Raw genomic sequence first — 25,476 nt, forward strand, 5'->3', positions numbered from 1 at the left:
CCATGCGCCACATCATGGCAAAGAGCCTCGCACCCACCGACGGCGTCCGCGACTATCTGGCGGCGCAGGAGAAGAAGTCGCTGCTGCGCTTTCTGACTTGCGGCTCCGTCGACGATGGCAAGTCGACGCTGATCGGGCGCCTGCTTTCGGACACCAAGCAGATTTTCGAGGACCAGCTCGCCGCGCTCGAACGCGATTCGCGCAAGCATGGCACGACCGGCGACGACATCGATTTCGCGCTTCTGGTCGATGGCCTCGAGGCGGAGCGCGAGCAAGGCATCACCATCGACGTCGCCTATCGCTTCTTCGCCACGCCGAAGCGCAAGTTCATCGTTGCCGACACGCCCGGCCATGAACAATACACCCGCAACATGGCGACCGGCGCCTCGACCGCCGATTTGGCGATCGTGCTGATCGACGCCCGGCAAGGGGTGCTGCGCCAGACAAGGCGCCATTCGATCATTGCCTCGCTGCTCGGCATCCGGCACATCGTGCTGGCCGTCAACAAGATCGATCTCGTCGGGTTCGACCAGGCGATCTTCGAACAAATCACCGAGGCCTACCTGCAATTCTCGCGCGATCTCGGTTTCCAGACCATCGTGCCGATCCCGATGTCCGCCCGCTACGGCGACAACGTCTCCCGCCGCTCGGAAAGCATGGAATGGTATTCGGGCCCGACGCTGATCGAGCATCTCGAAGCCGTGTCGGTCGACGAAGCGGTGGTCGAACTGCCGTTCCGGTTTCCGGTCCAGTATGTCAATCGTCCCAATCTCGACTTTCGCGGCTTTGCCGGCACGATCGCGTCGGGCTCGGTCGCGCCCGGCGACGAAGTGGTTGTCGCCAAGTCCGGCAAATCCTCGCGCGTCAAGCGGATCGTCTCGTATGGCGGCGACCTCAGCCAGGCCGCGGCCGGTCAGGCCGTCACTCTCGTCCTTGACGACGAGGTCGAGATCTCACGCGGCAACATGCTGGTTTCGCCTGCCGCACGGCCGCAGGTTGCCGACCAGTTCGCCGCCAACATCGTCTGGTTCGACGAGCATGCGCTGCTGCCCGGCCGCTCCTACATCCTGCGCACCGAGACCGACCAGACCAGCGCCACCATCACCGACCTGAAATACCGGATCAACGTCAACGACTTTGCCCATGAGGCGGCCAAGTCGCTTGAAATGAACGAAGTCGGCATCTGCAACATCTCGACGCGGACACCGATCGCCTTCGATCCCTTCGCCGAGAACCGCACCACTGGCGCCTTCATCCTGATCGACCGCATCAGCAACGCCACGGTCGGCGCCGGCATGATCCTCCACTCGCTGCGCCGGGCCGAAAACATCCACTGGCAATCGCTCGATGTCGGCAAGCGCGTCCGTGCCGACATGAAGAACCAGCGGCCCGCCGTGTTCTGGTTCACAGGATTGTCGGGCTCCGGCAAGTCGACCATCGCCAACCTGTTCGAAAAGAAGCTGTTCGCCACCGGCCGCCATACCTATATCCTGGACGGCGACAACGTTCGTCACGGCCTCAACCGCGATCTTGGTTTCACCGACGCCGATCGCGTCGAGAACATCCGGCGTGTCGCCGAAGTGGCGCGTTTGATGGCCGATGCCGGGCTGATCGTCATCGTTTCGTTCATCTCGCCGTTCAGCGCCGAGCGGCGCATGGCACGCGAATTGATGGCCGACGGCGAATTCATCGAGGTGTTTGTCGACACGCCTTTCGAGGAATGCGCCAGGCGCGATCCGAAGGGCCTCTATGCCCGCGCGCTGAATGGCGAGATCAAGAATTTCACTGGCGTGGATTCGCCCTACGAAGCGCCGGAAGAACCGGAAATCCATCTGAAGACGCTCGGCAAATCGGCCGAAGAGATGGTAGACGCCCTGGAACACTGGCTGAACGAGCGAGACATTGCCGAAGACCAATACGACAACGGCGGCGGCATCTGACGACAGGTTGATGCTCGAAATCTTCGAGCGGCTGGCCCTGGCGGCCGGACGCGAGGTGATGCGTGTCTTCCACGCCGGCTGTGCGGTCGACCGCAAGTCCGACGCGTCGCCGGTGACCGAGGCGGACCGCGAGAGCGAGAAGATCATTCTCGCCGGACTGCGCGCCGCATTTCCCGACATTCCCTGCGTGGCCGAGGAGGAAGCATCCGCCGGCATCGTGCCACCGGACCTGCATGGGGCCTTCTTTCTCATTGATCCGCTCGACGGCACCAAGGAATTCGTCAACCGTCGCACCGACTTCACCGTCAACATCGCGCTTGTCCGTCATGGCGTGCCGGAAGTCGGTGTCGTCTTCGCCCCATGCAGTGGCCGGTTTTTTTCGGGGCGGCCGGGCAGGGCGGAAGCCATCGAGGTCGACGGCGACTACCAGATCGCAAACCGCCGGCCGATCTCGGTGAGAACGGCTGTGCAGCCATTGGCCGTTGTCGCCAGCCGCTCCCACAACACGCCGGAAACCGAAGCCTATATTCGCGATCTCGGTGCGGCCGAAATCGTCTCGGTCGGTTCGTCCTTGAAATTCTGTCTTCTTGCCAGCGCCGAAGCGGATGTCTATCCGCGCTTCGGACGCACCATGGAATGGGACACGGCGGCGGGCGATGCCGTGCTGCGCGCGGCCGGCGGCATGACGCGCACGTTGGACGGCCGGCCCCTGGTCTACGGCAAGCGCAAGCAGAGCGATGACGAGGATTTCGCCAATCCGCATTTCATTGCCAGCGGCAAGGTTGGCGCCAGCGGCAGGACAGGCGAGGTCAGCCCCAACTGAGGCGGCTCGACAGCTTTACTCGGCTGCGGCCATCGCCGAATTCGAGCCGATATAGTTGCGGATCGTCTCGATGATCCGGTCCTGGTCGGCTTCGCTGAGATAGGGATGCATCGGCAGGCAGAGGATCCGCTTCGGCAGGTCCTCCGACACGGCAAGGCCGGTCGGCGTGCGCGGATAGTCGCGATAAGCGACCTGGGCATGCAGCGGCTTGACATAGTAGATGACCGACGGAATGCCCTTTTCGCCGAGATGCGCCCTCAGCCCATCACGCTTGGGTGTCTCGATCGCATACTGCGCCCAGGCAGACCGGCTGCCGTCCAGATTGCGGGCGGCGGTGACGATATCGCCAAGCCCTTCGGCGTAGCGGTTGGCCACCACCTGGCGGGCAACCATTTCGTCTTCGAGGATGGCCAGCTTCTCGATCAGGATCGCGGCCTGTATCGTGTCGAGCCTTGAATTGATGCCGACGCGGACATTGTCGTACTGTGTCTCGCCCTTGCCGTGGAACGCGAACGATCTGAGCTGCTCGGCCAGCGCATCGTCATTGGTGAACATCGCGCCGCCGTCGCCATAGCAGCCAAGCGGCTTTGCCGGGTAGAAGCTGGTCGAGCCGACCGCGCCGAACGAGCCGCACATCTTGCCGTCGGTTGAGCCGCCCATCGACTGGGCGGCATCCTCGATCACCATCAGCCCTTCGCGGTTGGCGATCGCCATGATGGCATCGTAATCGGCGGCGAGGCCGAACAGATCGACCGGAATGATTGCCTTCGGCTTCAGCCTTCCTTCCTTCTTGATCATCGCGATGGCCGCCTCGAGGCTGGCAATGTCGATGTTGTAGGTGTGCGGGTCGACATCGACGAACACCGGCTCTGCCTTGGCCAACGCCACCACTTCGGCGGTGGCGGCAAAAGTGAAGCTTGGCACGAACACGGCGTCACCCGGGCCGACACCGGCGGCAAACAACGGCAACAGCAGCGCATCGGTGCCGTTGGCGCAGGCCACGACATGCTTGGTCCCGACATAGGCGGCGAGCTTGTTCTCGAATTCGGTGACTTGCGGGCCGAGGATATAGCGGCCTTCTTCGACGACACGGTCGATCGCGGCCTTCAGCCGGTCGCGGATTCGTTCGCGCTGCGCGCCAAGATCGATGAACTGCATGTCGGCCTCAAAACGGGTTAGCCAGATAACCGGCCGCTGGTATCAGAGTTGCGCCGGCCGAGAAAGCTGCGGCAGCAAAACCGCGAATTGCCTAGGTGTCGCAGTCTGTTACCTCGGATTTCCCGCTTGATCGCGCGAGATGCCTGAAATCCGGGCTTCGGCAGCTGCCGCCACCGGTTTATATCGGATCGGCGCGGTCACGCGAAACATAAAGTGATCGACAATCCCAACGCTTCCAGGCAGTTTGGCGCCTTGTCAGGCGATCTCATGCCGCCAGGGCGGATTGGCGCCGGCCCGCGACACGGTCACGGCCGCCGCCTTGTTACCGAGCGCCAGTGCCTTGCTGATGGCGTCCTGCGAGAGGCCGGCGATTGCCGTCTTTGTCAGCAGGCCTTGTTCCTGCAGCGAGGCGAGGATGCCGGCATTGAATGTGTCGCCGGCGCCGACCGTGTCTATCACCTCGACCCTCTCCGTCATCACCGTGACGGCGTGTTCCTTGGTGTAGCCGATGGCGCCTTCGCTGCCACGCGTGACGACGATCAGCTTGGGGCCGCGATCCAGCCAGTTGCGGATGACATCCTCGTGCGAGCCCGCTTCGCCGAACCAGTTCAGATCTTCGTCCGACAGTTTCACGATGTCGGCCATCGCCATCATGGCGCGGATGCGCCTGAGGTGCTTGGCCTTGTCCGGGATGAAGTTCGGCCGGATGTTGGGATCGAGCATCATGACCCGGCTTTCATGCTCGCGCTTCATGAATTCCTCATAGGCACTGCCGGCAGGCTCAGAGATCAGGCTGATGGCACCGAACAGCATGGCTTCGATCTCGCTGCCGAGCTGCGGCAGGTCGTCGATGGTCAGCATGCGGCCGGCGGTGTTCTCGTCGTAGAATGTATAGGTGGCCTGGCCGTTGTCCAGTTTGACGAAGGCCAGCGTGGTCGGACGTGGCGAGGTGTGCGCGTAGGTGGAACTGACCTTGCTCGCCCCAAGTGCGTCCCTGAACTGACCGCCGAACAGGTCCGACGACAGGCCGGAAAAGAAGCCGGCCGGCGCGCCGAGCCGGCCAAGCGCGATGGCCGTGTTGAACACCGCGCCGCCGACATAGGGGGCAAAGGCCGGCTCGCCCGCCGTCGTGGTGCGCGGCAGCATGTCGATCAGGGCTTCGCCGCAGCAGAGGATCATGGTTTCCTGGTCTCCGGCGGATAGATCACGCCCTTACGGATGATGATGTTGGCGTAGAGCCGCGGCTCGCTGGTCGCGACGATGGCATGCGCTGATTTGACCCGTGCATAGAAGTCGGCACCTGCCAGCGCAACCACCTTGCGGCCCGGAGCGTGTTTTGCGCATAGCGCCTCGATCTCGTGGTGCACGGGATCGGCAAGCGAGGGGTCGCCCTTGACCGAGGCACGAAACAGCGCCTCTGGTACGGCATCGTCGACCGGCAGCACGCTCAAGATCGCGTCGAGCACCGGCAGGAGATGATGGCCATCGGCTCGGACGAGCCGGTTGGCCTGTTGCTCTGCCGGATAATTTCCGTCGACAAGGGCGATCTCGTCGCCATGGCCCATGGCGCGCAATATCGCCAGAAGTTCCGGACCAAGCAGTGCCGGGATTCCGATCAGCATCAGGCGCTCCTGGAAATCGTCGTCGAACCGATCAGGAAGCGTTCGGAAAGCGGCAGGCTGGCGCCGCCGAGGGCGCGGGCATGGATGCCGACGGTTCCCTCGCGAACGGCGGGAAGTTTCAGCCCTTCGCCGTCGATCGTGGCGATGGCCTCGATGACGGCGTCAACCAGCCGGCGGCGCACGGCCTTCGGCATCCATCCGTCGATCACCGCCGCTTCGAAATCGATGACCGACGATGCGGCGACGATGGCATAGGCGAGCGCCTGCGAGGCGCTGGCGATCCAGTCATCGAGTTCGGGGCCGATCTCGCCCCAGTCTTCCGGCGATGTCCACAGATGCGAAGCCTCGACGCCGCGCGCATTGAGCGCCCTTTCGAGCATGGCGATGGACGCCACGTCGATCAGCTGGGTCGGCATGCCATCCGGCCCCGGCACAGGCATAGAGCCGAGTGCTCCGGCATTGCCGGTTGGCCCGCCAAAAAGCCGGCCATTCAGCACGATGCCACCGCCGGCAAAGGCCCCGATGTAGAAATAGACGAAGTCACGCGCGGCACCGGTCTGGCCGAAGACGAGTTCGGCGCCACAAGCCGAAGTCGCATCGTTCTGCAGGTAGACCGGAAAATCGCACTGCGCCTGGATGTCGGCCCTGATGTCGCGGTGACGCCATTCGTCCATGGCGTCGCGCGGGGCGCCGGCGGTATCGGCCCAGTTCCACAATTCGAACGGCATGGCGATGCCGAGGCCGGCAATGCGTTTGTCTTGCGCAGCCGTCAGCTCGCCGCGCATCTGCCGCATGCCGTTGCTGACGAAGTCCACCGTCTCGCGCGGTGCAGGATAACGATAGGAATGCTGCAGCATCGAGCGGACATGGCCAAGGAAGTCGATCAGCACGAGTTCGGCGCTGCGGCGGCCGATCTTCAGGCCGATGAAATAGGCGCCGTCGGGATTGAGCGCCATTGGGATGGAGGGTTGGCCGATCTTGCCGCGCAACGGCGCCTGACGCAGCAGAAGGCCTTCTTCCTCCAGTTCGCGCATGATGACCGAAACCGTCTGCGCCGAAAGCCCGGTCATGCGGGCGATGTCGGACTTCGCCAGGCTGCCGTGCTGGCGCACCAGCGAGAGCACCAACCGCTCGTTGTGGTCCCGCATGCCGCTCTGGTTGGTGCCGCGGTGAATGAGACTGTCATTCACCTCGGGCGAACCGTGCCTCGCAATGGCGGTCTCCACCCTGTTCCTCCCGTCGTTTCCCCGCAATGCTTTTGGGCTAGAATGGGTGAACGAAGCAAGGCTGTCAATAATAAATAAGAGTGATTTAATTATTGACAGAGACTTCGCTCTGGTGTCTGTTGAGGCAGCGTCCACGCTGGGAGAAATTCGTTGGATGCGCTGCAGATGCCGGTTGGCCGGCATCCGGATGGTTCCATTGGGAGGAAAATCGTGACCAATATTAAACTGTTGAAATCGACCGTGTTTGCCGCCGCTGCTCTGGGTCTGATGGCGTTTGCGTCGTCTGCATCCGCGGCCGGTGTCGGCGCCTGCCTGATCACCAAGACCGACACCAACCCCTTCTTCGTCAAGATGAAGGAAGGCGCCACGGCAAAGGCCAAGGAACTCGGCGTCGACCTCAAGACCTACGCCGGCAAGATCGACGGCGACAGCGAGAGCCAGGTGGCGGCAATCGAAAGCTGCATCGCCGACGGCGCCAAGGGCATCCTGATCACCGCATCCGACACCAAGGGCATCGTGCCGACGGTGAAGAAGGCGCGTGATGCCGGGCTGCTGGTGATCGCGCTCGACACGCCGCTCGATCCGATCGACGCCGCCGACGCGACCTTCGCCACGGACAATCTCGAAGCCGGCAAGCTGATCGGCGCCTGGGCTGCCGCCACGCTCGGCGACAAGGCCAAGGACGCCAAGATCGGCTTCCTCGACCTGACGCCGTCGCAGCCGACCGTGGACGTGCTGCGCGACCAGGGCTTCATGATGGGCTACGGCATCGACGTGAAGGACCCCAACAAGATCGGCGACGAGACCGATCCGCGCATCGTCGGCCACGACGTCACCAACGGCAACGAGGAGGGCGGCCGCAAGGCGATGGAAAACCTTCTGCAGAAGGACAACACCATCAACGTCATCCACACCATCAACGAGCCCGCCGCTGTCGGCGCCTACCAGGCGCTCAAGGCCGTCGGCCTCGAAAAACAGGTGCTGATCGTCTCCGTCGATGGTGGCTGCCCAGGCGTGAAGTCGGTGACCGAAGGTGTCATCGGTGCAACATCGCAGCAATATCCGCTGCAGATGGCTGCGCTCGGCATCGAGGCGATCGCTGCTTTCGCCAAGGACGGAACCAAGCCGAAGCCGACCGAAGGCAAGAATTTCTTCGATACCGGCGTCAACCTGGTGACCGACAAGCCGGCCACTGGCGTGAAGTCCATCGACACCAAGGAAGGCCTCGCCAAGTGCTGGGGCTGATGCCGGTCTGACAGGCATCTACGGAACCTGAGCGGTTGGGGCTTGATCCCCGACCGCTTCGGGTGGACGATGGGTCGCGTGACCGCGAACAATCCCGGCAGCAGACCGGAAAGGCGTGGACGGGCGTCAGCGTTTGGCTGAAGTCTACGGGGAGGAAACATGGCTCAAGCTCAGGAATTCGAAAAGGTTCTCTCAGGCAGCGACACAAGCGTTGCCGCGTTCGACGAGCACAAATCGGCCGTCAAGCGCATCCAGCATTTCCTGCATTCAACGCCGGCCGCGGTGCCGCTGATCGTGCTGGTTCTGGCGATCATCGTCTTCGGCATCACCATCGGCGGGCGATTCTTTTCGTCCTACACGCTGACTCTGATCCTGCAGCAGATCGCCATCGTCGGCATTCTGGGCGCTGCCCAGACGCTGGTCATCCTGACTGCCGGCATCGACCTGTCGATTGGCGTGATCATGGTGATTTCAGCCGTGATCATGGGCAATTGCGCGGTCAACTACGGTATGCCGGCAATTCTCGCCGTGGCGATCGGGCTTGCCGCCGGCGCAGCCTGCGGGCTGCTTAACGGCGTGCTGGTCGCCTACATGAAACTGCCGCCCTTCATCGTGACGCTTGGCACCTGGAACATCGTCATGGCCACGAACTTTATCTATTCGGCCAATGAGACGATCCGCGACACCGACGTCGACACCCAGGCGCCGCTGCTGCATCTCTTTGCAATGAGCTTCAAGATCGGCACGGCGGTGCTGACGCTCGGCGTCATTGCCACGGTCGTGCTCGTCTTAATCCTCTGGTACGTGCTCAATCACACAGCATGGGGCCGCCATGTCTACGCCGTTGGCGATGATCAGGAGGCGGCGAAGCTGTCGGGCATCCAGACCAAGAAGGTGCTGATGACGGTCTACACCCTTGCTGGGCTGATCGCCGCCTTCGCTGCCTGGGTCTCCGTCGGCCGAAACGGCTCGATCTCGCCGTCAGCCGCCGTCACCGACTACAATCTCCAGGCGATCACCGCGACGGTGATCGGCGGTATTTCTCTGTTCGGCGGACGCGGCTCGATCCTGGGCACGTTGTTTGGGGCGATGATCGTCGGCGTCGTCTCCATGGGTCTCAACATGCTGGGCGCCGACCCGCAATGGAAGGTGCTGCTCACCGGTGTGCTGATCATCGGCGCCGTGGCGATCGACCAATGGATCAGAAAGGTTTCGGCATAGTCATGACCCAGGAACCCATCCTTACCGCGCGCGGTCTGATCAAGCGCTATGGCCGCGTCACCGCTCTCGACAATGCCGACTTCGATCTTTATCCGGGCGAAATCCTTGCCGTCATCGGCGACAACGGCGCCGGCAAGTCGTCGCTCATCAAGGCGATTTCGGGCGCGGCCGCGCCCGACGAAGGCGAGATCCGGCTTGAAGGCAAACCCGTCGCCTTCAAATCGCCGATGGAGGCCCGCGAAGCCGGCATCGAAACCGTCTACCAGAACCTGGCGCTATCGCCGGCACTGTCGATTGCCGACAACATGTTCCTCGGCCGCGAGATACGCAAACCCGGCTTCCTCGGCCAATGGCTGCGCATGCTCGACCGGCCGGCGATGGAAAAGCGCGCCCGTGACAAGCTCACCGAACTTGGACTGATGACCATCCAGAACATCAGCCAGGCGGTGGAGACGCTCTCGGGCGGCCAGCGCCAGGGCGTCGCCGTGGCGCGCGCCGCCGCCTTCGGCAGTCGCGTGGTGATCATGGACGAACCGACTGCCGCCCTTGGCGTCAAGGAGAGCCGCCGCGTGCTCGAACTGATCCTCGACGTCAAGAAACGCGGCCTGCCGATCGTGCTCATCTCGCACAACATGCCGCATGTCTTCGAAGTCGCCGACCGCATTCACATCCACCGGCTGGGTCGTCGCCTCTGCGTCATCGATCCCAAGCAATATACGATGTCGGATGCCGTGGCCTTCATGACGGGAGCCAAGGTTCCGCCGGAGGCGGCACTGGCGGCCTGAACTGTCAAATTGCCGCAGGGTAACTCCGCGCGGGTTCATCTAAATCGATTGAACATGTGGGAGTATCGGCTAGCATGGGCTGGGAGGAACGATGAAAGCCGGTATGATCATGGCAACCGCACGAGAGGCAGCATGACGCGCGCTATGACATCCGAACCCCTCCCGCCACTGCTCAAAAATCCTGACCCGGAGACGCTCGCAAGGGAAGTCTTGATGGCCCTCAAATACAGGGTCGGCAAGGATACCACCGTCGCGACCCAGTACGACTGGCTCACCGCCTCGATCAAGGTCGTGCGCGACCGCATTGTCGATCACTGGATGCAGGCGACGAAAGAGGCCTACGACCAGAAGGAAAAGCGCGTCTACTATCTGTCGCTGGAGTTCCTCATCGGCCGTCTGATGCGCGACGCCTTCTCCAATCTCGGCCTGATGGACAATATGCGAGAGGCCTTGTCCTCGCTTGGCGTCGATCTCGACCTCATCGCCGCACTCGAGCCGGATGCCGCACTTGGCAATGGCGGCCTTGGCCGGCTCGCTGCCTGCTTCATGGAAAGCATGGCGACCGTCGATATTCCCGCGCATGGCTACGGCATTCGGTACGCCAATGGCATGTTCCGCCAGGAGATTCACGACGGCTGGCAGGTCGAACTGCCCGAGACCTGGCTCGATCACGGCAACCCCTGGGAGTTCGAACGGCGCGAACGCTCCTTCGAGGTCGGGTTCGGCGGTTCGGTGGAATCGATCACCTCGAAGGACGGCCGGCTCGAGCGCCATGTCTGGAAGCCGACCGAGCATGTTCTGGCCGTCGCCTATGACACGCCCGTCGTCGGCTGGCGGGCCAACCGCGTCAACACGCTGCGGCTGTGGTCGGGCATGCCGGTCGATCCGATCCTGCTCGACAAGTTCAATGCCGGCGACCATATCGGCGCGCTTGCCGAAAGCAACAAGGCCGATGCCCTGTCACGCGTGCTCTATCCCGCGGATTCGCACAAGGCCGGGCAGGAGCTGCGGCTCAGGCAAGAGTACTTCTTCTCCACCGCCTCGCTGCAGGACATCGTCCAGCGCCATCTCAGCCAGTATGGCGATCTGAAGTCGCTGCCCGACAAGGCTGCGATCCATCTCAATGACACCCATCCGGCCATCGCTGTGCCCGAGTTGATGCGCCTGTTGATGGACGTCCACGGCATGGATTTCGATCTTGCCTGGAGCATCACCAAGCGTACCTTCGGCTACACCAACCACACGCTGCTTCCCGAAGCGCTGGAAAGCTGGCCGGTGCCGCTGTTCGAGCGGCTGCTGCCGCGCCACATGCAGATCGTCTACGCCATCAACGCCGAAGTGCTTCTGGAGGCGCGTGCCTCCGACCAGTTCTCGGACGAACAGATCAGCCGCATCTCGCTGATCCAGGAAAATGGCGACCGCCGGGTGCGCATGGGCAATCTGGCCTTTGTCGGCTCGCATTCCATCAACGGCGTTTCGGCTCTTCACACCGATCTGATGAAGGAGACGGTGTTCGCCGACCTGCACAAGCTCTATCCCGATCGCATCAACAACAAGACCAACGGCATCACGCCGCGGCGCTGGCTGATCCAGTGCAATCCCGGGCTGACGTCGCTCGCCCGCGAGGCGATCGGCGACCGCTTTCTCGATGACATCGACGCCATCAAGGATCTCGATGCCTTCGCCGACGACGCCGCCTTTCGCGACAAGTTCGCCGCCGTCAAGCGCGCCAACAAGACGCGGCTGGCCAATCTCGTCGCCGACCGGCTCGGCATCAAGGTCGATCCCTCGGCGCTGTTCGATATCCAGATCAAGCGCATCCACGAATACAAGCGCCAGCTCCTGAACATCCTCGAAGCGATCGCGCTCTACGACCAGATCCGCTCGCACCCGGAACGCGAGTGGATGCCGCGCGTGAAATTCTTCGGCGGCAAGGCGGCGCCCAGCTACCACAACGCCAAGCTAATCATCAAACTCGCCAACGACGTCGCGAAGGTCATCAACCGCGACCCGGCCGTGCGCGGTTTGCTGAAGGTGGTGTTCGTGCCGAACTACAATGTCAGCCTGGCCGAGATCATGATGCCGGCTGCCGACCTTTCCGAGCAGATCTCGACCGCCGGCATGGAAGCATCGGGCACCGGCAACATGAAGTTCGCGCTGAATGGCGCGCTGACCATCGGCACGCTCGACGGCGCCAATGTCGAGATCAAGGAGTGTGTCGGCGACGACAACATCTTCATCTTCGGCCTCACCACCGCCGAGGTCGCCGAGCGGCGCAACAATGGCTACAACCCGCGCGCCGTCATTGAGGCTTCACCGGAACTGTCGCAGGCGGTGGCCGCCGTTTCGTCGGGCGTCTTCTCGCCGGACGATCCGGAGCGTTACCGTGAGTTGATCAACGGTCTCTACACCAGCGACTGGTTCATGGTCGCCGCCGATTTCGATGCCTACGCCGCCGCGCAGCGCGAAGTCGACGCTGTCTGGCGCAACAGTCCCGACTGGTACGCCAGGGCAATCCGCAACGTTGCGCGTGTCGGCTGGTTCTCCTCCGATCGCACGATCCGCCAATATGCGAAAGAAATCTGGAACGTGCCCGTCTGATGTGATTGCATGGGACCGCGACCAATGTGGTCCAGGTTCATGTCGCCCAAAAGTGTGTAGCGGTTTTGGGACAACGACATGAACAAAAACAAAGAGTCGTGCCCGGGGAGGGACACTGCCTGATGAAGAAGCCGCGCGTGACCGCTGCGACAAGCGGGCCGGACGGACTGGCGACAGCTGGCGATGTCGCGGCGATTGTTGCCGGCACACATGGCGATCCGTTCGCGGTCCTTGGCGTCCATGAGGTCGGCAAGAGCCTGTTTGCCCGCTGCTTCGTTCCGCATGCGGAGTTCGTCACCGCCTACACGCTGACCGGCATCATCGCCGGCGAACTGTCCAGGCGCGACGATGGCGGTTTTTTCGAAGGCAAGCTCTCGATCAGGAAGCGGCAGCCGCTGCGCTATCACGCGCGCAATGCCGGCGGCGACTGGTGGCTGACCGATCCCTATTCGTTCGGTCCGGTGCTTGGCCCGATGGACGACTATTACATCGCCCAAGGCTCACACCTCAGGCTGTTCGACAAGCTCGGCGCCCATGCTATCGAGCACGAGGGCGCCACCGGCGTGCATTTTGCTGTCTGGGCCCCCAATGCACGGCGCGTCTCGGTGGTCGGCGACTTCAATGAATGGGACGGTCGCAGGCACACGATGCGCGATCGCCGCGACACCGGCATCTGGGAACTGTTCGTGCCCGACATCGGTGCCGGGCGGCCCTACAAATACGAGATCATCGGCCCCGATGGCGTCAGGCTGCCGCTGAAGGCCGACCCGTTCGCCTTCAAATCTGAATTGCGTCCGGCCACCGCTTCGGTCGTTGCCGTGCCGCCGGCGCATGAATGGGGCGACGAGGCGCACCGCAATTTCTGGCGCAATGCCGATCACCGGCGCGAAGCCATCTCGGTCTACGAGGTCCATGCCGGTTCGTGGCAGCTTCGCGACGACGGGACCTTCCTGTCATGGGACGAGATGGCCGACCGGCTGATCCCCTATGTCGTCGAGACGGGCTTCACGCATATCGAATTCATGCCGATCTCCGAACACCCCTATGACCCGTCCTGGGGCTATCAGACGACCGGGCTCTACGCGCCGTCGGCCCGCTTCGGTGATCCGGACGGCTTTGCTCGTTTCGTCGATGGCGCCCACCGCGCCGGCGTCGGTGTCATTCTCGACTGGGTCCCGGCGCATTTTCCGGTCGACGCGCATGGCCTGGCCAATTTCGACGGGACCGCACTCTATGAGCATGCCGATCCGCGCAAGGGCTTTCATCCCGACTGGAACACCGCGATCTACAATTTCGGTCGCCGCGAGGTGGTGTCGTTCCTCGTCAACAATGCGTTGTTCTGGGCCGAAAAATATCATGTCGACGGTTTGCGCGTCGATGCGGTCGCCTCGATGCTTTACCTCGACTATTCGCGCAAGCAGGGCGAATGGATCCCGAACGAAAAGGGTGGTCGCGAAAACCTCGAGGCGGTCAGCTTCCTGCAGAAGATGAACAAGGAGGTCTACGGTCACCATCCGGGCGTGATGACCATCGCCGAGGAATCGACCTCATGGCCGAAGGTCTCGGCACCGGTGCATGAAGGCGGGCTGGGCTTCGGCTTCAAGTGGAACATGGGCTTCATGCACGACACGCTGGAGTATTTTTCCAAGGAGCCGATCTTTCGCAAGCACCACCACAACGATCTCACCTTCGGCCTGACCTACGCCTTCTCGGAGAATTTCGTGCTGCCGCTCTCGCATGACGAGGTCGTGCACGGCAAAGGCACGCTGCTTGGCAAGATGGCCGGCGACGACTGGCAGAAATTCGCGACCTTGCGGGCCTACTACGCCTTCATGTGGGGGTATCCCGGCAAGAAGCTGCTGTTCATGGGGCAGGAGTTCGCGCAGCGCCGCGAATGGAGCGAGGCACGCGCGCTCGACTGGAACCTGCTTGAGTTCCGCCCGCATCGTGGCGTCTGGCAGACGGTGCGCGATCTCAACTATCTCTACCGTTCGCGCCCGGCGCTGCATGGCCGCGATTGCGAACCGGAAGGGTTTTCCTGGCTGATCGTCGACGACAGCCAGAATTCGGTTTTTGCCTGGCTGCGCAGCGCGCCGGGCGGCAGCCCGGTGGCCGTCATCTCCAATTTCACGCCGGTGCCACGCGACAATTATCGCGTGCCGTTGCCGAAGGCCGGAAACTGGCGCGAAATCATCAACACCGACGCTTCGGAATATGGCGGTTCCGGCAAGGGCAATGGCGGCCTGGTCGAGGCGCGGGCGGAGGGAGGAAGCATCTTCGCGACGATGCTTTTGCCGCCGTTGTCGACGATCATGCTCGAGCTTGTCGCAGACTGAGTAACTTGGGAGGGTAGAAATGGCAGACTTGAAACGGACCCAGCCGCTGGCGCGCGATGCCATGGCCTACGTATTGGCCGGCGGCCGTGGCAGCCGCCTCAAGGAACTGACCGACCGGCGCGCCAAGCCGGCTGTCTATTTCGGCGGCAAGACGCGCATCATCGACTTCGCGCTCTCCAACGCGCTCAATTCGGGCATTCGCCGCCTCGGCGTCGCCACCCAGTACAAGGCGCATTCGCTGATCAGACATCTGCAGCGCGGCTGGAACTTCCTGCGGCCCGAGCGAAACGAGAGTTTCGACATCCTGCCGGCCAGCCAGCGTGTCTCGGAAACGCAGTGGTATGAAGGCACGGCCGACGCCGTCTACCAGAACATCGACATCATCGAGGCCTACGGGCCCGAATACATGGTCATCCTCGCTGGCGACCACATCTACAAGATGGACTACGAGCTGATGCTTCGCCAGCACGTCGACGCCAATGCCGACGTCACCGTCGGCTGCCTCGAAGTGCCACGGATGGAGGCCACCGGCTTCGGCGTCATGCATGTCGATGCCAAGGACAACATCATCGCCTTCGTTGAAAAGCCCGCCGATCCGCCTGGCATTCCTGACAAGCCGGAGTTCGCCCTGGCCTCGATGGGCATCTATGTGTTCAAGACCAAGTTCCTGATGGAGCAACTGCGCCGCGATGCCGCCGAGCCGGGCTCGAGCCGCGATTTCGGCAAGGACATCATTCCCTATATCGTCCAGCACGGTAAGGCGATCGCCCACCGCTTCGCCAAATCCTGCGTGCGTTCGACCGCCGAGAACGAAGCCTACTGGCGCGATGTCGGTACGGTCGACGCCTACTGGGAAGCCAATATCGATCTCACCGATATCACGCCGGAGCTCGACCTCTACGACCGCGACTGGCCGATCTGGACCTATGCCGAATTGAAGCCGCCGGCAAAGTTCGTCCATGACGAGGATGGCCGCCGTGGCTCCGCCGTCTCCTCGCTTGTCTCGGGCGACTGCATCGTCTCGGGCGCCTCGCTGAAAAGAAGCCTGATCTTCACCGGCGCGCGCATCAACTCCTATTCGACGCTCGAAGAAGTCGTCATGCTGCCCGACGTTCATGTCGGCCGGAACGCAAAGTTGAAGCGCGTCGTCATCGACCACGGTGTTAGGATACCGGAAGGGCTGGTGGTCGGCGAAGACCCCGTCCTCGACGCCAAGCGTTTCCGCGTTTCCGAAAAGGGCATCTGCCTGGTCACACAGGACATGATCGACAAGCTGAAGCTTTAGAGCAATTCCAGGCAAGGTCTGAAACGGTTTTCCGTCCGGAATTGTGCCAAACAAAGAACTCTAGAACGGACAGGATCGGATTGTAGGCGCATGCAGGTTCTGTCGGTCACGCCCGAGATCTTCCCGCTGATCAAGACCGGCGGGCTTGCCGACGTGACCGGCGCGCTGCCCATCGCGCTGGCGGCCAAGGGCGTGACCATGCGCACGCTCATCCCCGGCTTTCCGACCGTGATGGCCGCCTTCAAGAAAAAGAGGGCGGTTCTGCAGTACCCCTTGCTGCAGGGCGGCAAGGCTTCCGTCCATTCTGTCCAACTCGCCGGGCTCGAACTCTTCGTGCTCGACGCGCCGCATCTGTTCGACCGTCCCGGCGGCCCCTATGGCAACGCGACCGGCGTCGACTGGCCGGACAATTGGCGGCGCTTCGCGGCGCTGAGCCAGGTCGGCGGCGACATCGCCGGCGGTGCCATCTCGGGCTACCAGCCGGACATCGTCCATGCCCATGACTGGCAATCGGCGATGACCCTGGCCTATATGCGCTACGGCAAGGCGGTCGGCATCCCCTCGATGATGACCGTCCACAACCTCGCCTTCCAGGGCCAGTTCGGCGCCGGCATCTTCGGCGAGCTTGGCTTGCCGGCGGTGGCGATGGCGCTCGACGGCGTCGAATATTACGGCGGTGTCGGCTTCCTCAAGGCCGGGCTGCAGGCGGCCTGGGCAATCACCACCGTCAGCCCGACCTACGCGCAGGAGATCCGCTCGGCGGAATTCGGCATGGGCCTCGACGGCCTCATCAACATGCGCTCCAGCGATCTCTATGGCATCGTCAACGGCATCGACACCGGCATTTGGGATCCGGAAACCGACAAGCATCTGGTCTCCGCCTACTCAGCCGGGACGCTGAAGGCGCGCGCACCCAACCGGGCCGCCGTCGAGGACCGTTTCAGCCTCGATCGCGACGACAGCCCGATCGTCTGCGTCGTCAGCCGCCTGACCTGGCAGAAGGGCATGGACATACTGGCGCTGGTGATCGACGGCATCGTCGCGACGGGCGCGCGTCTGGCCATCCTGGGCTCGGGCGATGCCGGCCTCGAAGGCGCGCTGCTTGCGGCCGCGGCGCGGCATCGCGGCCGCATCGGGGTCGTCGTCGGTTACGACGAGGGGCTCTCGCACATCATGCAAGGCGGATGCGACGCCATCGTGGTTCCCTCGCGCTTCGAGCCCTGCGGCCTGACGCAGCTTTACGGCCTGCGCTATGGCTGCGTGCCAGTGGTCGCCCGCACCGGCGGCCTGGCCGATACCGTCATCGACGCCAACGAGGCTGCCGTCTCGGCCGGTGTCGCCACCGGCTTCCAGTTCGCGCCCAACAATGGCGGCGCCTTGCTGCACGCCATGCGCCGCCTCGTCGATGCCCATGCCAGTCCGGCGGTCTGGGAATCGCTGCAGCGCCAGGGCATGAAAGCCGATGTGTCGTGGGACAAGAGTGCCGAAAAATACGTTGAACTCTATCGCTCGCTGCTTTCGAAAAGGGTTGCCTGAAGCATGATACGGACCGTCCCCACCAAGCCCTATTTCGATCAGAAACCCGGCACGTCGGGCCTGCGCAAGAAGGTGCCGGTGTTCCAGCAGGAGCACTACGCCGAGAACTTCATCCAGTCGATCTTTGACGCCCTGGACGGCTTCAAGGGCAAGACCCTGGTGATCGGGGGCGACGGCCGCTTCTACAACCGCGAGGTCATCCAGAAGGCGATCGCCATGGCTGCTGCCAACGGCTTCGGCAAGGTGATGGTCGGGCAGGGCGGCATCCTGTCGACGCCGGCCGCCTCGCACGTCATCCGCAAATACAAGACCTTTGGCGGCATCATCCTCTCGGCAAGCCACAATCCGGGCGGCCCGCACGAGGATTTCGGTATCAAGTACAATGCCGGCAATGGCGGCCCGGCGCCGGAAAAGCTGACCGACGCGATCTTCGAAAAGACCAAGACGATTGCGAACTTCAAGACCACTGACATCGCAGCGATAGACATCGACAAGATCGGCACGGTCGAGGCCGGCGGCATGCCGGTCGAGATCATCGATCCGGTCGCCGACTATGCCGAACTGATGGAAAGCCTGTTCGATTTCGACGCCATCCGCGCCAATTTCAAATACGGCTTTCGCATGCGCTTCGACGCCATGCATGCGGTGACCGGCCCCTACGCCAAGGAGATCCTGGAAAACCGGCTTGGCGCGCCCAACGGCACCTGCCGCAATTTCAAGCCGCTGCCGGATTTCGGCGGCCACCATCCGGACCCGAACCTCGTCCATGCAAAGCATCTCTATGACGAGATGATGGGCCCGGACGCGCCGGACTTCGGCGCCGCCTCCGACGGCGACGGCGACCGCAACCTGATCATCGGCAAGGGTATCTTCGTCACCCCGTCGGATTCGGTCGCCATGCTTGCTGCCAACGCCCGTCTGGCGCCCGGCTACAAGGAAGGCCTGAAGGGCATCGCCCGCTCGATGCCGACCAGCGGCGCTGCCGACCGTGTCGCCGAAAAGCTCGGCATCGGCATCTATGAAACGCCGACCGGCTGGAAGTTCTTCGGCAACCTGCTCGACGCCGATATGGCGACGATCTGCGGTGAGGAAAGCGCCGGCACCGGCTCCAACCACGTCCGCGAAAAAGACGGCCTGTGGGCGGTGCTGCTGTGGCTCAACATCCTCGCCGCGCGCGGCGAAAGCTGCAAGCAGATCGTCACCGAGCATTGGGCGACCTATGGCCGCAATTACTATTCGCGCCACGACTATGAGGAGGTCGAGACTGACCGCGCCAATGCGCTGGTCGACGAACTCCGCGCCAAGCTTGGCGCGCTGCCCGGCACCAGCGTGCGCGGCATGACCATCGCCAGTGCCGATGACTTCGCCTATCACGATCCGGTCGATGGTTCGACCAGCGAACACCAGGGCATCAGGGTGCTGTTCGAAGGCGGCTCGCGCGTCGTCTTCAGGCTTTCGGGCACCGGCACGTCTGGGGCGACGCTGCGCGTCTACATCGAACGCTACGAGCCGGACAAGTCGAGGCACGATCTCGACACCCAAGTCGCTCTTGCCGATCTGATATCGGCGGCCGATGATATTGCCGGGATTCGCAGCCATACCGGCCGCGCCAAGCCGAGTGTCATCACTTAATGAAATCTGCGATGCCGGCCGATCAGCGGCCGCGATTTGGCGGACTTGTTTCGGAGGGCGGCATTCGCTTTGCCGCATGGTCGCAGGCCGCCCGCCGGTTGTGGGTCTCGATTTTTGACGAGCAGGGCAACCGGGAAATCGAACGGCTTGAGCTGCAGGCGGAAGGCGAGGGCGTGCATGCGCGGTTCGTCGCTGGCCTTGGCCCCGGCACTCGATACGGGTTTCGCGCCGATGGCGACTACGCACCGGAGCGCGGGCTGTGGTTCGATCCCGACAAGCTCCTGATCGATCCCTATGCCGTCGGGATCGACAGGCCCTACGCCTATGACTGGCGGCTAGCCCAGCGCCGGGGCGAGGGGGCCAATACCGCGCCGCTGATGCCGAAGGCGATTGCCGCAGCCCTGCCGAACCCTGTGCAGGCTGCGCCGCCGCTCTTCCGAACCGGTGGTCTGATCTACGAAATTCCGGTGCGCGCCTTCACCACGCTGCATCCGGAGGTTCCCGAAGAGCTGCGCGGTACGGTCGCTGCGATCGCTCATCCGGTGGTTATCGAGCACTTGAAAAAACTCGGCGTCGGCGCTGTCGAACTGATGCCGGGGACGGCGTCGATCGATGAGCGGCATCTGCCGCCGCTCGGACTGCGCAACGCCTGGGGCTACAATCCCGTCACCTTCATGGCGCTTGATCCTCGCCTTGCGCCAGGCGGCATCATGGACTTGCGAAACGCGGTCGCCGCGCTGCGTGAGGCCGGCATCGGCGTCATCCTCGACCTCGTCTTCAACCACACCGGCGAGAGCGACCGACTCGGGCCGACGCTGTCGTTGCGTGGCTTCGACAGCCAGGCCTATTACCGGCACACACCGGACGGCAGGCTGGCCAACGACACCGGCACCGGCAACACGGTGGCTTGCGACCACCCAATCGTCCAGGAAATGGTTCTCGACACGCTCCGCCATTTTGTCCGGGATGCCGGCGTCGATGGCTTCCGCTTCGACCTGGCACCCATTTTGGGGCGGGTCGAAGGGACATTCGACGCCGAGGCGCCGTTGCTGAAAGCGATGCGCGAGGACGCGCTGCTGGGCGATCGCGTGTTGATCGCCGAGCCCTGGGACATTGGCCCGGACGGCTATCAGCTCGGCAATTTTCCACCGCCTTTCCTCGAATGGAACGACAAGTACCGCGACGATGTCAGGCGCTTCTGGCGCGGCGACGCCGGCAAGATCGGCGCGTTGGCAACCCGGCTTGCCGGTTCGTCCGATGTGTTTGCCACGAAGCGACAAAGCGCCAGCCGCACGGTCAATTTCATCGCCGCCCATGACGGCATGACGCTGGCCGACATCGTGCGCTATGAGCGCAAGCACAACGAGGCCAATGGCGAGCAGAACCGCGACGGCCACAACGAGAACCTGTCCTGGAACAATGGTGTCGAGGGCGATGCGGGCGACCCGGCCGTGGTGGCGGCTCGCCGGATTGATCAGCACGCGCTGCTCGCCACGCTGTTTGCCTCGCGCGGCACCATCATGCTGACGGCCGGCGACGAATTCGGCCGCACCCAGAAGGGCAACAACAACGCCTATGCGCAGGACAACGAGATCACCTGGCTCGACTGGGCAGCGCGCGACCAGGCGCTGGAGCAGTACACGGCGCGGCTCTCGACGCTGCGCCATGCGGTGCCGGCGCTCTCCGGCACGCGCTTCCTCACTGGCCTGCCATCAGCTGGTGCCGACATGCCTGATGTCGCATGGCTGACCGAGACAGGCGCGCCGCTCGACGAGCAGAGCTGGCAGGATCCGCAGCGGCACCGCCTTGTCATGATTCTGGGCGGCGCCAGCGATGATCAGCCCCGTCTTGCGGTGCTCATCAACGGTGATCGACGAGCCTGCATGTTCTCCTTGCCCGAGCGCGATGGGTCTTTTTGGGCGCCAGCCCTCGAAACAGGCGAGACGATGGACATAGCGCGGCCGGTGCCGGGGCGGACGGTGATCTTCATGATCGAACGGATAGCCACGCAAGCCGGCACAAGGGAGAAGCGCAATGGCGGCAGCTGACAAGGCCGGATGGTGGCGCGGCTGCGTCATCTACCAGATCTATCCGCGCTCTTTCCAGGATACGACCGGTGACGGCAGCGGCGATCTGCGCGGCATCACGTCGAGGCTGGCTCATGTCGCCTCGCTCGGTGTCGACGCCATCTGGCTGTCGCCCTTCTTTAAGTCGCCGATGGCCGACATGGGCTACGACGTGTCGGACTATCAGGATGTCGATCCGATGTTCGGCACCATTGCGGACTTTGATGCGCTGGTGGCCGAGGCGCACCGGCTCGGCCTGAAGATCATCATCGACCAGGTGCTGTCGCACTCATCCGACAGGCACGACTGGTTCGTCGAAAGCCGTGCCAGCCGCGACAACCCCAAGGCCGACTGGTATGTCTGGGCCGACACGAAGCCCGATGGCGGCGCGCCCAACAACTGGCTGTCCGTCTTCGGCGGCCCGGCCTGGGAATGGGATTCGACCCGCCGGCAATATTACATGCACAATTTCCTTGCCTCGCAGCCGGACCTGAACTTCCACAATCCGGAGGTCCAGGACGCACTTCTGGAAACGGTGCGGTTCTGGCTCGAGCGTGACGTCGACGGCTTCCGGCTCGATACGGTCAACTACTATGTCCACGACCGCTGGCTGCGCAGCAATCCACCCCTGGCGTCAAGCGTTGCCGGCACCAACAGCGAGACCAACACCTACCTCTACCAGGAACACCTGTTCGATAAGACGCAGCCGGAAAACTTGGCGTTCCTCAAGCGTTTCAGGGCGTTGCTCGACGAATACCAGGACCGCACCGCCGTCGGCGAGATCGGCGATGAAGGCCGCTCGCTGCAGACGCTCGCCGCCTACACCACCGGCGGCGACAAGCTCCATATGTGTTACACATTCGATCTGCTTGGCGCACAATTCTCGGCGGCGCATGTGCGTGGCTGCGTCGAAGCCTTCGAGGCAGCCGTGTCCGATGGCTGGGTCTGCTGGGCCTTCTCCAACCATGACGTGGTGCGTCATGTCACCCGCTGGACAAGGCCGGGCAGCGATCCCGACACGGTCGCAAGATTCTCGATCGTGCTGCTCTCCTGCCTGCGCGGATCGATCTGCCTTTACGAGGGCGAGGAACTCGGCCTGGAGGAGGCGGAACTCGCCTTCGAGGATCTGCGCGATCCCTTTGGCATCCGCTTCTGGCCGGGCGTCAAGGGCAGGGATGGCTGTCGCACGCCAATGGTCTGGGAGGCCGGCGCCGACAATGCAGGCTTCTCCACGGCCAAGCCGTGGCTGCCGATACCTGCCAGCCAACGCGCCCGCGCGGTCGACGTCCAGAACACTGACGACGCCTCGGTGCTCGCGTCCTATCGGGCCACGCTGGCGTTGCGCAGGGAGCATCCGGCGCTGGTCAGCGGTTCGATCCGGTTTCTCGATGCGGAGGGCGAAATTCTCGCCTTTATCCGGGAAGGCGGCGGTGAGAGGCTGCTCTGTGTCTTCAACTTCGCCGGGGATCCGGGGAATTGGCCATTGCCGGCGGATATCGGAGCTGTCGCTTCCATTGTCGGCGGCACGGCGGTTGTTGAAGAGAGCAAGCTCGCGCTGCCCGAGCTCGGGTTTTTCCTTGGTCAGCTCGGTTGATTCAGTGCTTCGGCCGCGGGGCTTGCAGGCAAGTGATCCCACTTGGCTGCAAGTGCCCTATTGAACGAGAACCGAGCGTCCACAGGTCGCGCCGGTGACACGCACATCGGCTTGGCCGACGCCGACTCCCAGCGCCGAAAGCACGTTATAGAGCAGGTCGTCGACCGGCGCCGATACGCCGTTCAGCACCGCCACGACTGCTGGCTTGACCGTTCCGAGCAGGGCGGTCAGATCGATCCCGAGACCAAGCGCATTGACCGATAGCGACAGGTTGTTGATCAGCGATGTGGTGAGCGACTGCGAGATGTTGCGCGTCGAAACGGTCTTGATCGTCTTGTTGGCGATGTCGGTCGCATCGAAGGTCAGCGTCGTCGGGCTGTTGTTGGTGATCGCGGTCGCGGCGGAACCCATCACCTGTATCAGCGGAATGTTGATCAGCAGCAGTCTGAGGCTGACATCCGCGATCTCCGCGTCGGTGAAGGTCTGCGGCTGGCTGAAGTCGGCGAAGCCTGAACTGTTGCTGTTGGCCAGATGCAGCGAGGCAATGCCTGGATGCGCGGCGATGGAAACCTTGATGCTGGAGGGCCCGGTCGGACAGGTGATGTCGGTCAGTTTGGCTTCGGCATACGCGACTTCAACATTGAGTGACAGATTGACGGCCAAAAGGCTGATACCGCCGCCGAGACCGGGCGAGCCGACACCGACGGTGGCTACCAGCTTGATGCGCGTCTGAGCGGTGCGCACCACGGTTCCGATGCCATCGACCGCGAGCCACGGCGAAGATTGCATAGGCTCGCCAATGGCAATGGTAAGTGCGGTGGACAGAAGCCCGGGTACGGTGGCTCCGAGATTGACCTGAGCCTGGCTGGTACCGTTCGCCAGCACGGCGGCGGCGGTCAGCATGCCCATGGCGCTGGCGTCCACTCCAAGGCCGGCTGGTCTTTGCCCAAGCGCCAGGCTGCCGACGGAGCCGAGATCGACGAGCTTGTTGAGCGGGATCTTGAAAGTGCTGGTCGACTTGGACGCGATCGACTGCAGCGCCACCTTGGCCGTATTGCCAAGCCCGGGCACGTTGGCCATGGCCGTGGCGATCTGGCCGACGGTCGCCTTCGATGCCAGCACATCCGAATAAGTGACGCCGGTCAGGCTCAATTGTGTGGCAAGGCCGTCTATAAACGAGAACACGCTGACATCGGCCGAGATCAACCCGTTGTAATCCATGACACTAAGCGAGATGTTGCCGCCGAGAAGTCCACTGAGCAGCGCGTTGAGAATGCCGCCATTGACGCTGGCGAGCCTCGACCCGACCGAGAACGTCGCCTGCGGTGTCATGCTGGCGGTGGCATCGGTGCCGATGACGGGAGAGGGGATCAGCGAACTCGCAAAATAGCGGACGGGGATCTTTTTCAGCGTGACATGCACGGCATTGTAGGGTGTCACGCCGGCCTGGAAGCGCTGGCTGACATTGGCGCCGGATGCTGCGTAGCGCCCGCGCGTGACCGACACGACCGTTTTGCCGACGGCTGGCGCGATCGTCTGTCCCGAGCCCTGCACGACAACCCCCGGCATGCCGTTGTCGGTCAGCGTGGTCACGACAGCGGTCTCGACGTTGGTGATGTTCGAGGCAGCGGTGATCGCCGCCAGGTCCACCATGGCCTGTGCTTCGCGGCGCTCGGTGTAGATCGAGGCTTCGTCGATGGCCACTGCGGCCAGCGCCAGCGCGACCGGCGCGCTCAATGCCGTCATGACGGTGAAATTCGCTCGTCTGTCGCCCAGCATCAACCGGGCGAGCCGGCCGATCCCATCGCGCGCCCGCAGCAGCATTCAGATGCCCCCGACCCGTATCGTTGACTGGCGCTTGATCGTGCTTCCCGGCATGGCTATGCCCGGGAAGAGGTTCCAGATCGGCAGGTTGCGGGCATCGTACTGGATGGACACCACGAACTGGCTTCCGTCGGCCGTGCTGTCATTGGCCTGGTAGGTCAACTTGCTGACATCCACGAAGGGATATCCGCCGGCATTGTTGGTGACGAAGCTGGCTACGAGCGTCTGGCGCTCGGTCTGGTTCAGTCCGGCAATTGCAGTGCGGGCCGCATCGGCCGCGATCTGCTGGACCGAGTTGGCGGCGCCGAAATATATACCGTATGCAACCATTCCGAGCAGAAGGACGACGAAAACGGGAGAGAGCAAGGCGAATTCGACAGCCGAAGTTCCTGATTCTTCTTGAAATTTCTGCGTTGCTTGGCGAATTTTGGACAATTTACTTGCCTTGTTACTCATGACCGCCATGCGTCTGAGATAGAAGCGTATAGAAGGTAGTCGTAATGTAACCTATGGTTGCTTAAGAACGCATTAACACATTCCGGCAAACTGGCGCGGCCACGGATTCTCGCCGCAAAATGGCGT

Annotated in this window: 18 protein-coding genes; 12 read left to right on the plus strand and 6 right to left on the minus strand. The window is 63.0% G+C overall.

Going from position 1 to position 25,476, the window contains the following annotated elements; genetic code table 11:
* The first annotated feature begins 2 nt into the window (after window positions 1-2).
* Both cysN and cysQ read left to right on the plus strand, forming a co-directional pair.
* Window positions 3-1,940: a sulfate adenylyltransferase subunit CysN gene (gene cysN / locus AC1D10_RS22995; RefSeq protein ID WP_477275897.1), complete on the plus strand. Its 1,938-nt coding sequence runs from the start codon at window positions 3-5 to the stop codon at window positions 1,938-1,940.
* A 10-nt stretch (window positions 1,941-1,950) separates the two neighbouring features.
* A complete protein-coding gene (gene cysQ / locus AC1D10_RS23000) occupies window positions 1,951-2,763 on the plus strand; it encodes a 3'(2'),5'-bisphosphate nucleotidase CysQ (RefSeq protein ID WP_477276618.1) in 813 nt (270 codons plus the stop codon).
* A 15-nt stretch (window positions 2,764-2,778) separates the two neighbouring features.
* On the opposite strand, the gene AC1D10_RS23005 is transcribed toward cysQ, so the two are convergent.
* From AC1D10_RS23005 to AC1D10_RS23020, 4 genes are all read right to left on the minus strand, one after another.
* On the minus strand, window positions 2,779-3,921 hold the full coding sequence (locus tag AC1D10_RS23005; RefSeq protein ID WP_477275899.1) for a DegT/DnrJ/EryC1/StrS family aminotransferase: 1,143 nt from the start codon (window positions 3,919-3,921) through the stop codon (window positions 2,779-2,781).
* 255 nt (window positions 3,922-4,176) lie between these two features.
* Window positions 4,177-5,100 (minus strand): carbohydrate kinase family protein, encoded by a 924-nt coding sequence (locus tag AC1D10_RS23010; protein WP_477275901.1) that lies wholly within the window; start codon window positions 5,098-5,100, stop codon window positions 4,177-4,179.
* The gene (locus AC1D10_RS23015) at window positions 5,097-5,543 is read right to left on the minus strand and encodes an RbsD/FucU family protein (protein ID WP_477275903.1); all 447 of its coding nucleotides are present in this window, start codon (window positions 5,541-5,543) and stop codon (window positions 5,097-5,099) included. The genes AC1D10_RS23010 and AC1D10_RS23015 overlap by 4 nt, the downstream gene beginning before the upstream one ends.
* Entirely contained in the window at window positions 5,543-6,769 is a 1,227-nt protein-coding gene (locus tag AC1D10_RS23020) for an ROK family transcriptional regulator (protein ID WP_477275905.1), read from the minus strand. The genes AC1D10_RS23015 and AC1D10_RS23020 overlap by 1 nt, the downstream gene beginning before the upstream one ends.
* Window positions 6,770-7,036: 267 nt before the next feature.
* On the opposite strand from AC1D10_RS23020, the gene AC1D10_RS23025 reads away from it, so the two are divergent.
* The 10 genes from AC1D10_RS23025 (at window position 7,037) to bglA (ending at window position 23,070) form a co-directional block, all read left to right on the plus strand.
* Entirely contained in the window at window positions 7,037-8,014 is a 978-nt protein-coding gene (locus AC1D10_RS23025) for a sugar ABC transporter substrate-binding protein (protein WP_379106630.1), read from the plus strand.
* A gap of 159 nt (window positions 8,015-8,173) precedes the next feature.
* Window positions 8,174-9,235 (plus strand): ABC transporter permease, encoded by a 1,062-nt coding sequence (locus tag AC1D10_RS23030; protein WP_477275907.1) that lies wholly within the window; start codon window positions 8,174-8,176, stop codon window positions 9,233-9,235.
* Between the two features lie 2 nt (window positions 9,236-9,237).
* The gene (locus AC1D10_RS23035; protein WP_477275909.1) at window positions 9,238-10,020 is read left to right on the plus strand and encodes an ATP-binding cassette domain-containing protein; all 783 of its coding nucleotides are present in this window, start codon (window positions 9,238-9,240) and stop codon (window positions 10,018-10,020) included.
* 132 nt (window positions 10,021-10,152) lie between these two features.
* Complete coding sequence (locus AC1D10_RS23040; RefSeq protein WP_477275911.1) at window positions 10,153-12,621, plus strand: glycogen/starch/alpha-glucan phosphorylase; 2,469 nt, start codon at window positions 10,153-10,155, stop codon at window positions 12,619-12,621.
* A gap of 122 nt (window positions 12,622-12,743) precedes the next feature.
* Complete coding sequence (gene glgB, locus AC1D10_RS23045) at window positions 12,744-14,957, plus strand: 1,4-alpha-glucan branching protein GlgB (protein WP_477275913.1); 2,214 nt, start codon at window positions 12,744-12,746, stop codon at window positions 14,955-14,957.
* A 19-nt stretch (window positions 14,958-14,976) separates the two neighbouring features.
* Entirely contained in the window at window positions 14,977-16,242 is a 1,266-nt protein-coding gene (gene glgC, locus AC1D10_RS23050) for a glucose-1-phosphate adenylyltransferase (RefSeq protein WP_379105902.1), read from the plus strand.
* Between the two features lie 90 nt (window positions 16,243-16,332).
* Window positions 16,333-17,778: a glycogen synthase GlgA gene (gene glgA / locus AC1D10_RS23055; protein WP_477275916.1), complete on the plus strand. Its 1,446-nt coding sequence runs from the start codon at window positions 16,333-16,335 to the stop codon at window positions 17,776-17,778.
* Between the two features lie 3 nt (window positions 17,779-17,781).
* On the plus strand, window positions 17,782-19,410 hold the full coding sequence (locus tag AC1D10_RS23060; protein ID WP_477275918.1) for an alpha-D-glucose phosphate-specific phosphoglucomutase: 1,629 nt from the start codon (window positions 17,782-17,784) through the stop codon (window positions 19,408-19,410).
* A gap of 11 nt (window positions 19,411-19,421) precedes the next feature.
* Window positions 19,422-21,458: a glycogen debranching protein GlgX gene (gene glgX / locus AC1D10_RS23065; RefSeq protein WP_477275920.1), complete on the plus strand. Its 2,037-nt coding sequence runs from the start codon at window positions 19,422-19,424 to the stop codon at window positions 21,456-21,458.
* The gene (gene bglA, locus AC1D10_RS23070; RefSeq protein WP_477275922.1) at window positions 21,445-23,070 is read left to right on the plus strand and encodes a beta-galactosidase BglA; all 1,626 of its coding nucleotides are present in this window, start codon (window positions 21,445-21,447) and stop codon (window positions 23,068-23,070) included. The genes glgX and bglA overlap by 14 nt, the downstream gene beginning before the upstream one ends.
* Before the next feature lie 57 nt (window positions 23,071-23,127).
* Here bglA and AC1D10_RS23075 read toward each other — a convergent pair whose 3' ends face one another.
* Both AC1D10_RS23075 and AC1D10_RS23080 read right to left on the minus strand, forming a co-directional pair.
* Entirely contained in the window at window positions 23,128-24,894 is a 1,767-nt protein-coding gene (locus AC1D10_RS23075; protein ID WP_477275924.1) for a hypothetical protein, read from the minus strand.
* Window positions 24,895-25,350 carry a TadE family protein gene (locus tag AC1D10_RS23080; protein WP_477275926.1) on the minus strand — a complete coding sequence of 152 codons (456 nt, stop codon included), beginning with the start codon at window positions 25,348-25,350 and terminating at the stop codon, window positions 24,895-24,897.
* Window positions 25,351-25,476 lie beyond the last annotated feature (126 nt).

The organism is Mesorhizobium sp. P2_A8, assembly GCF_056404935.1.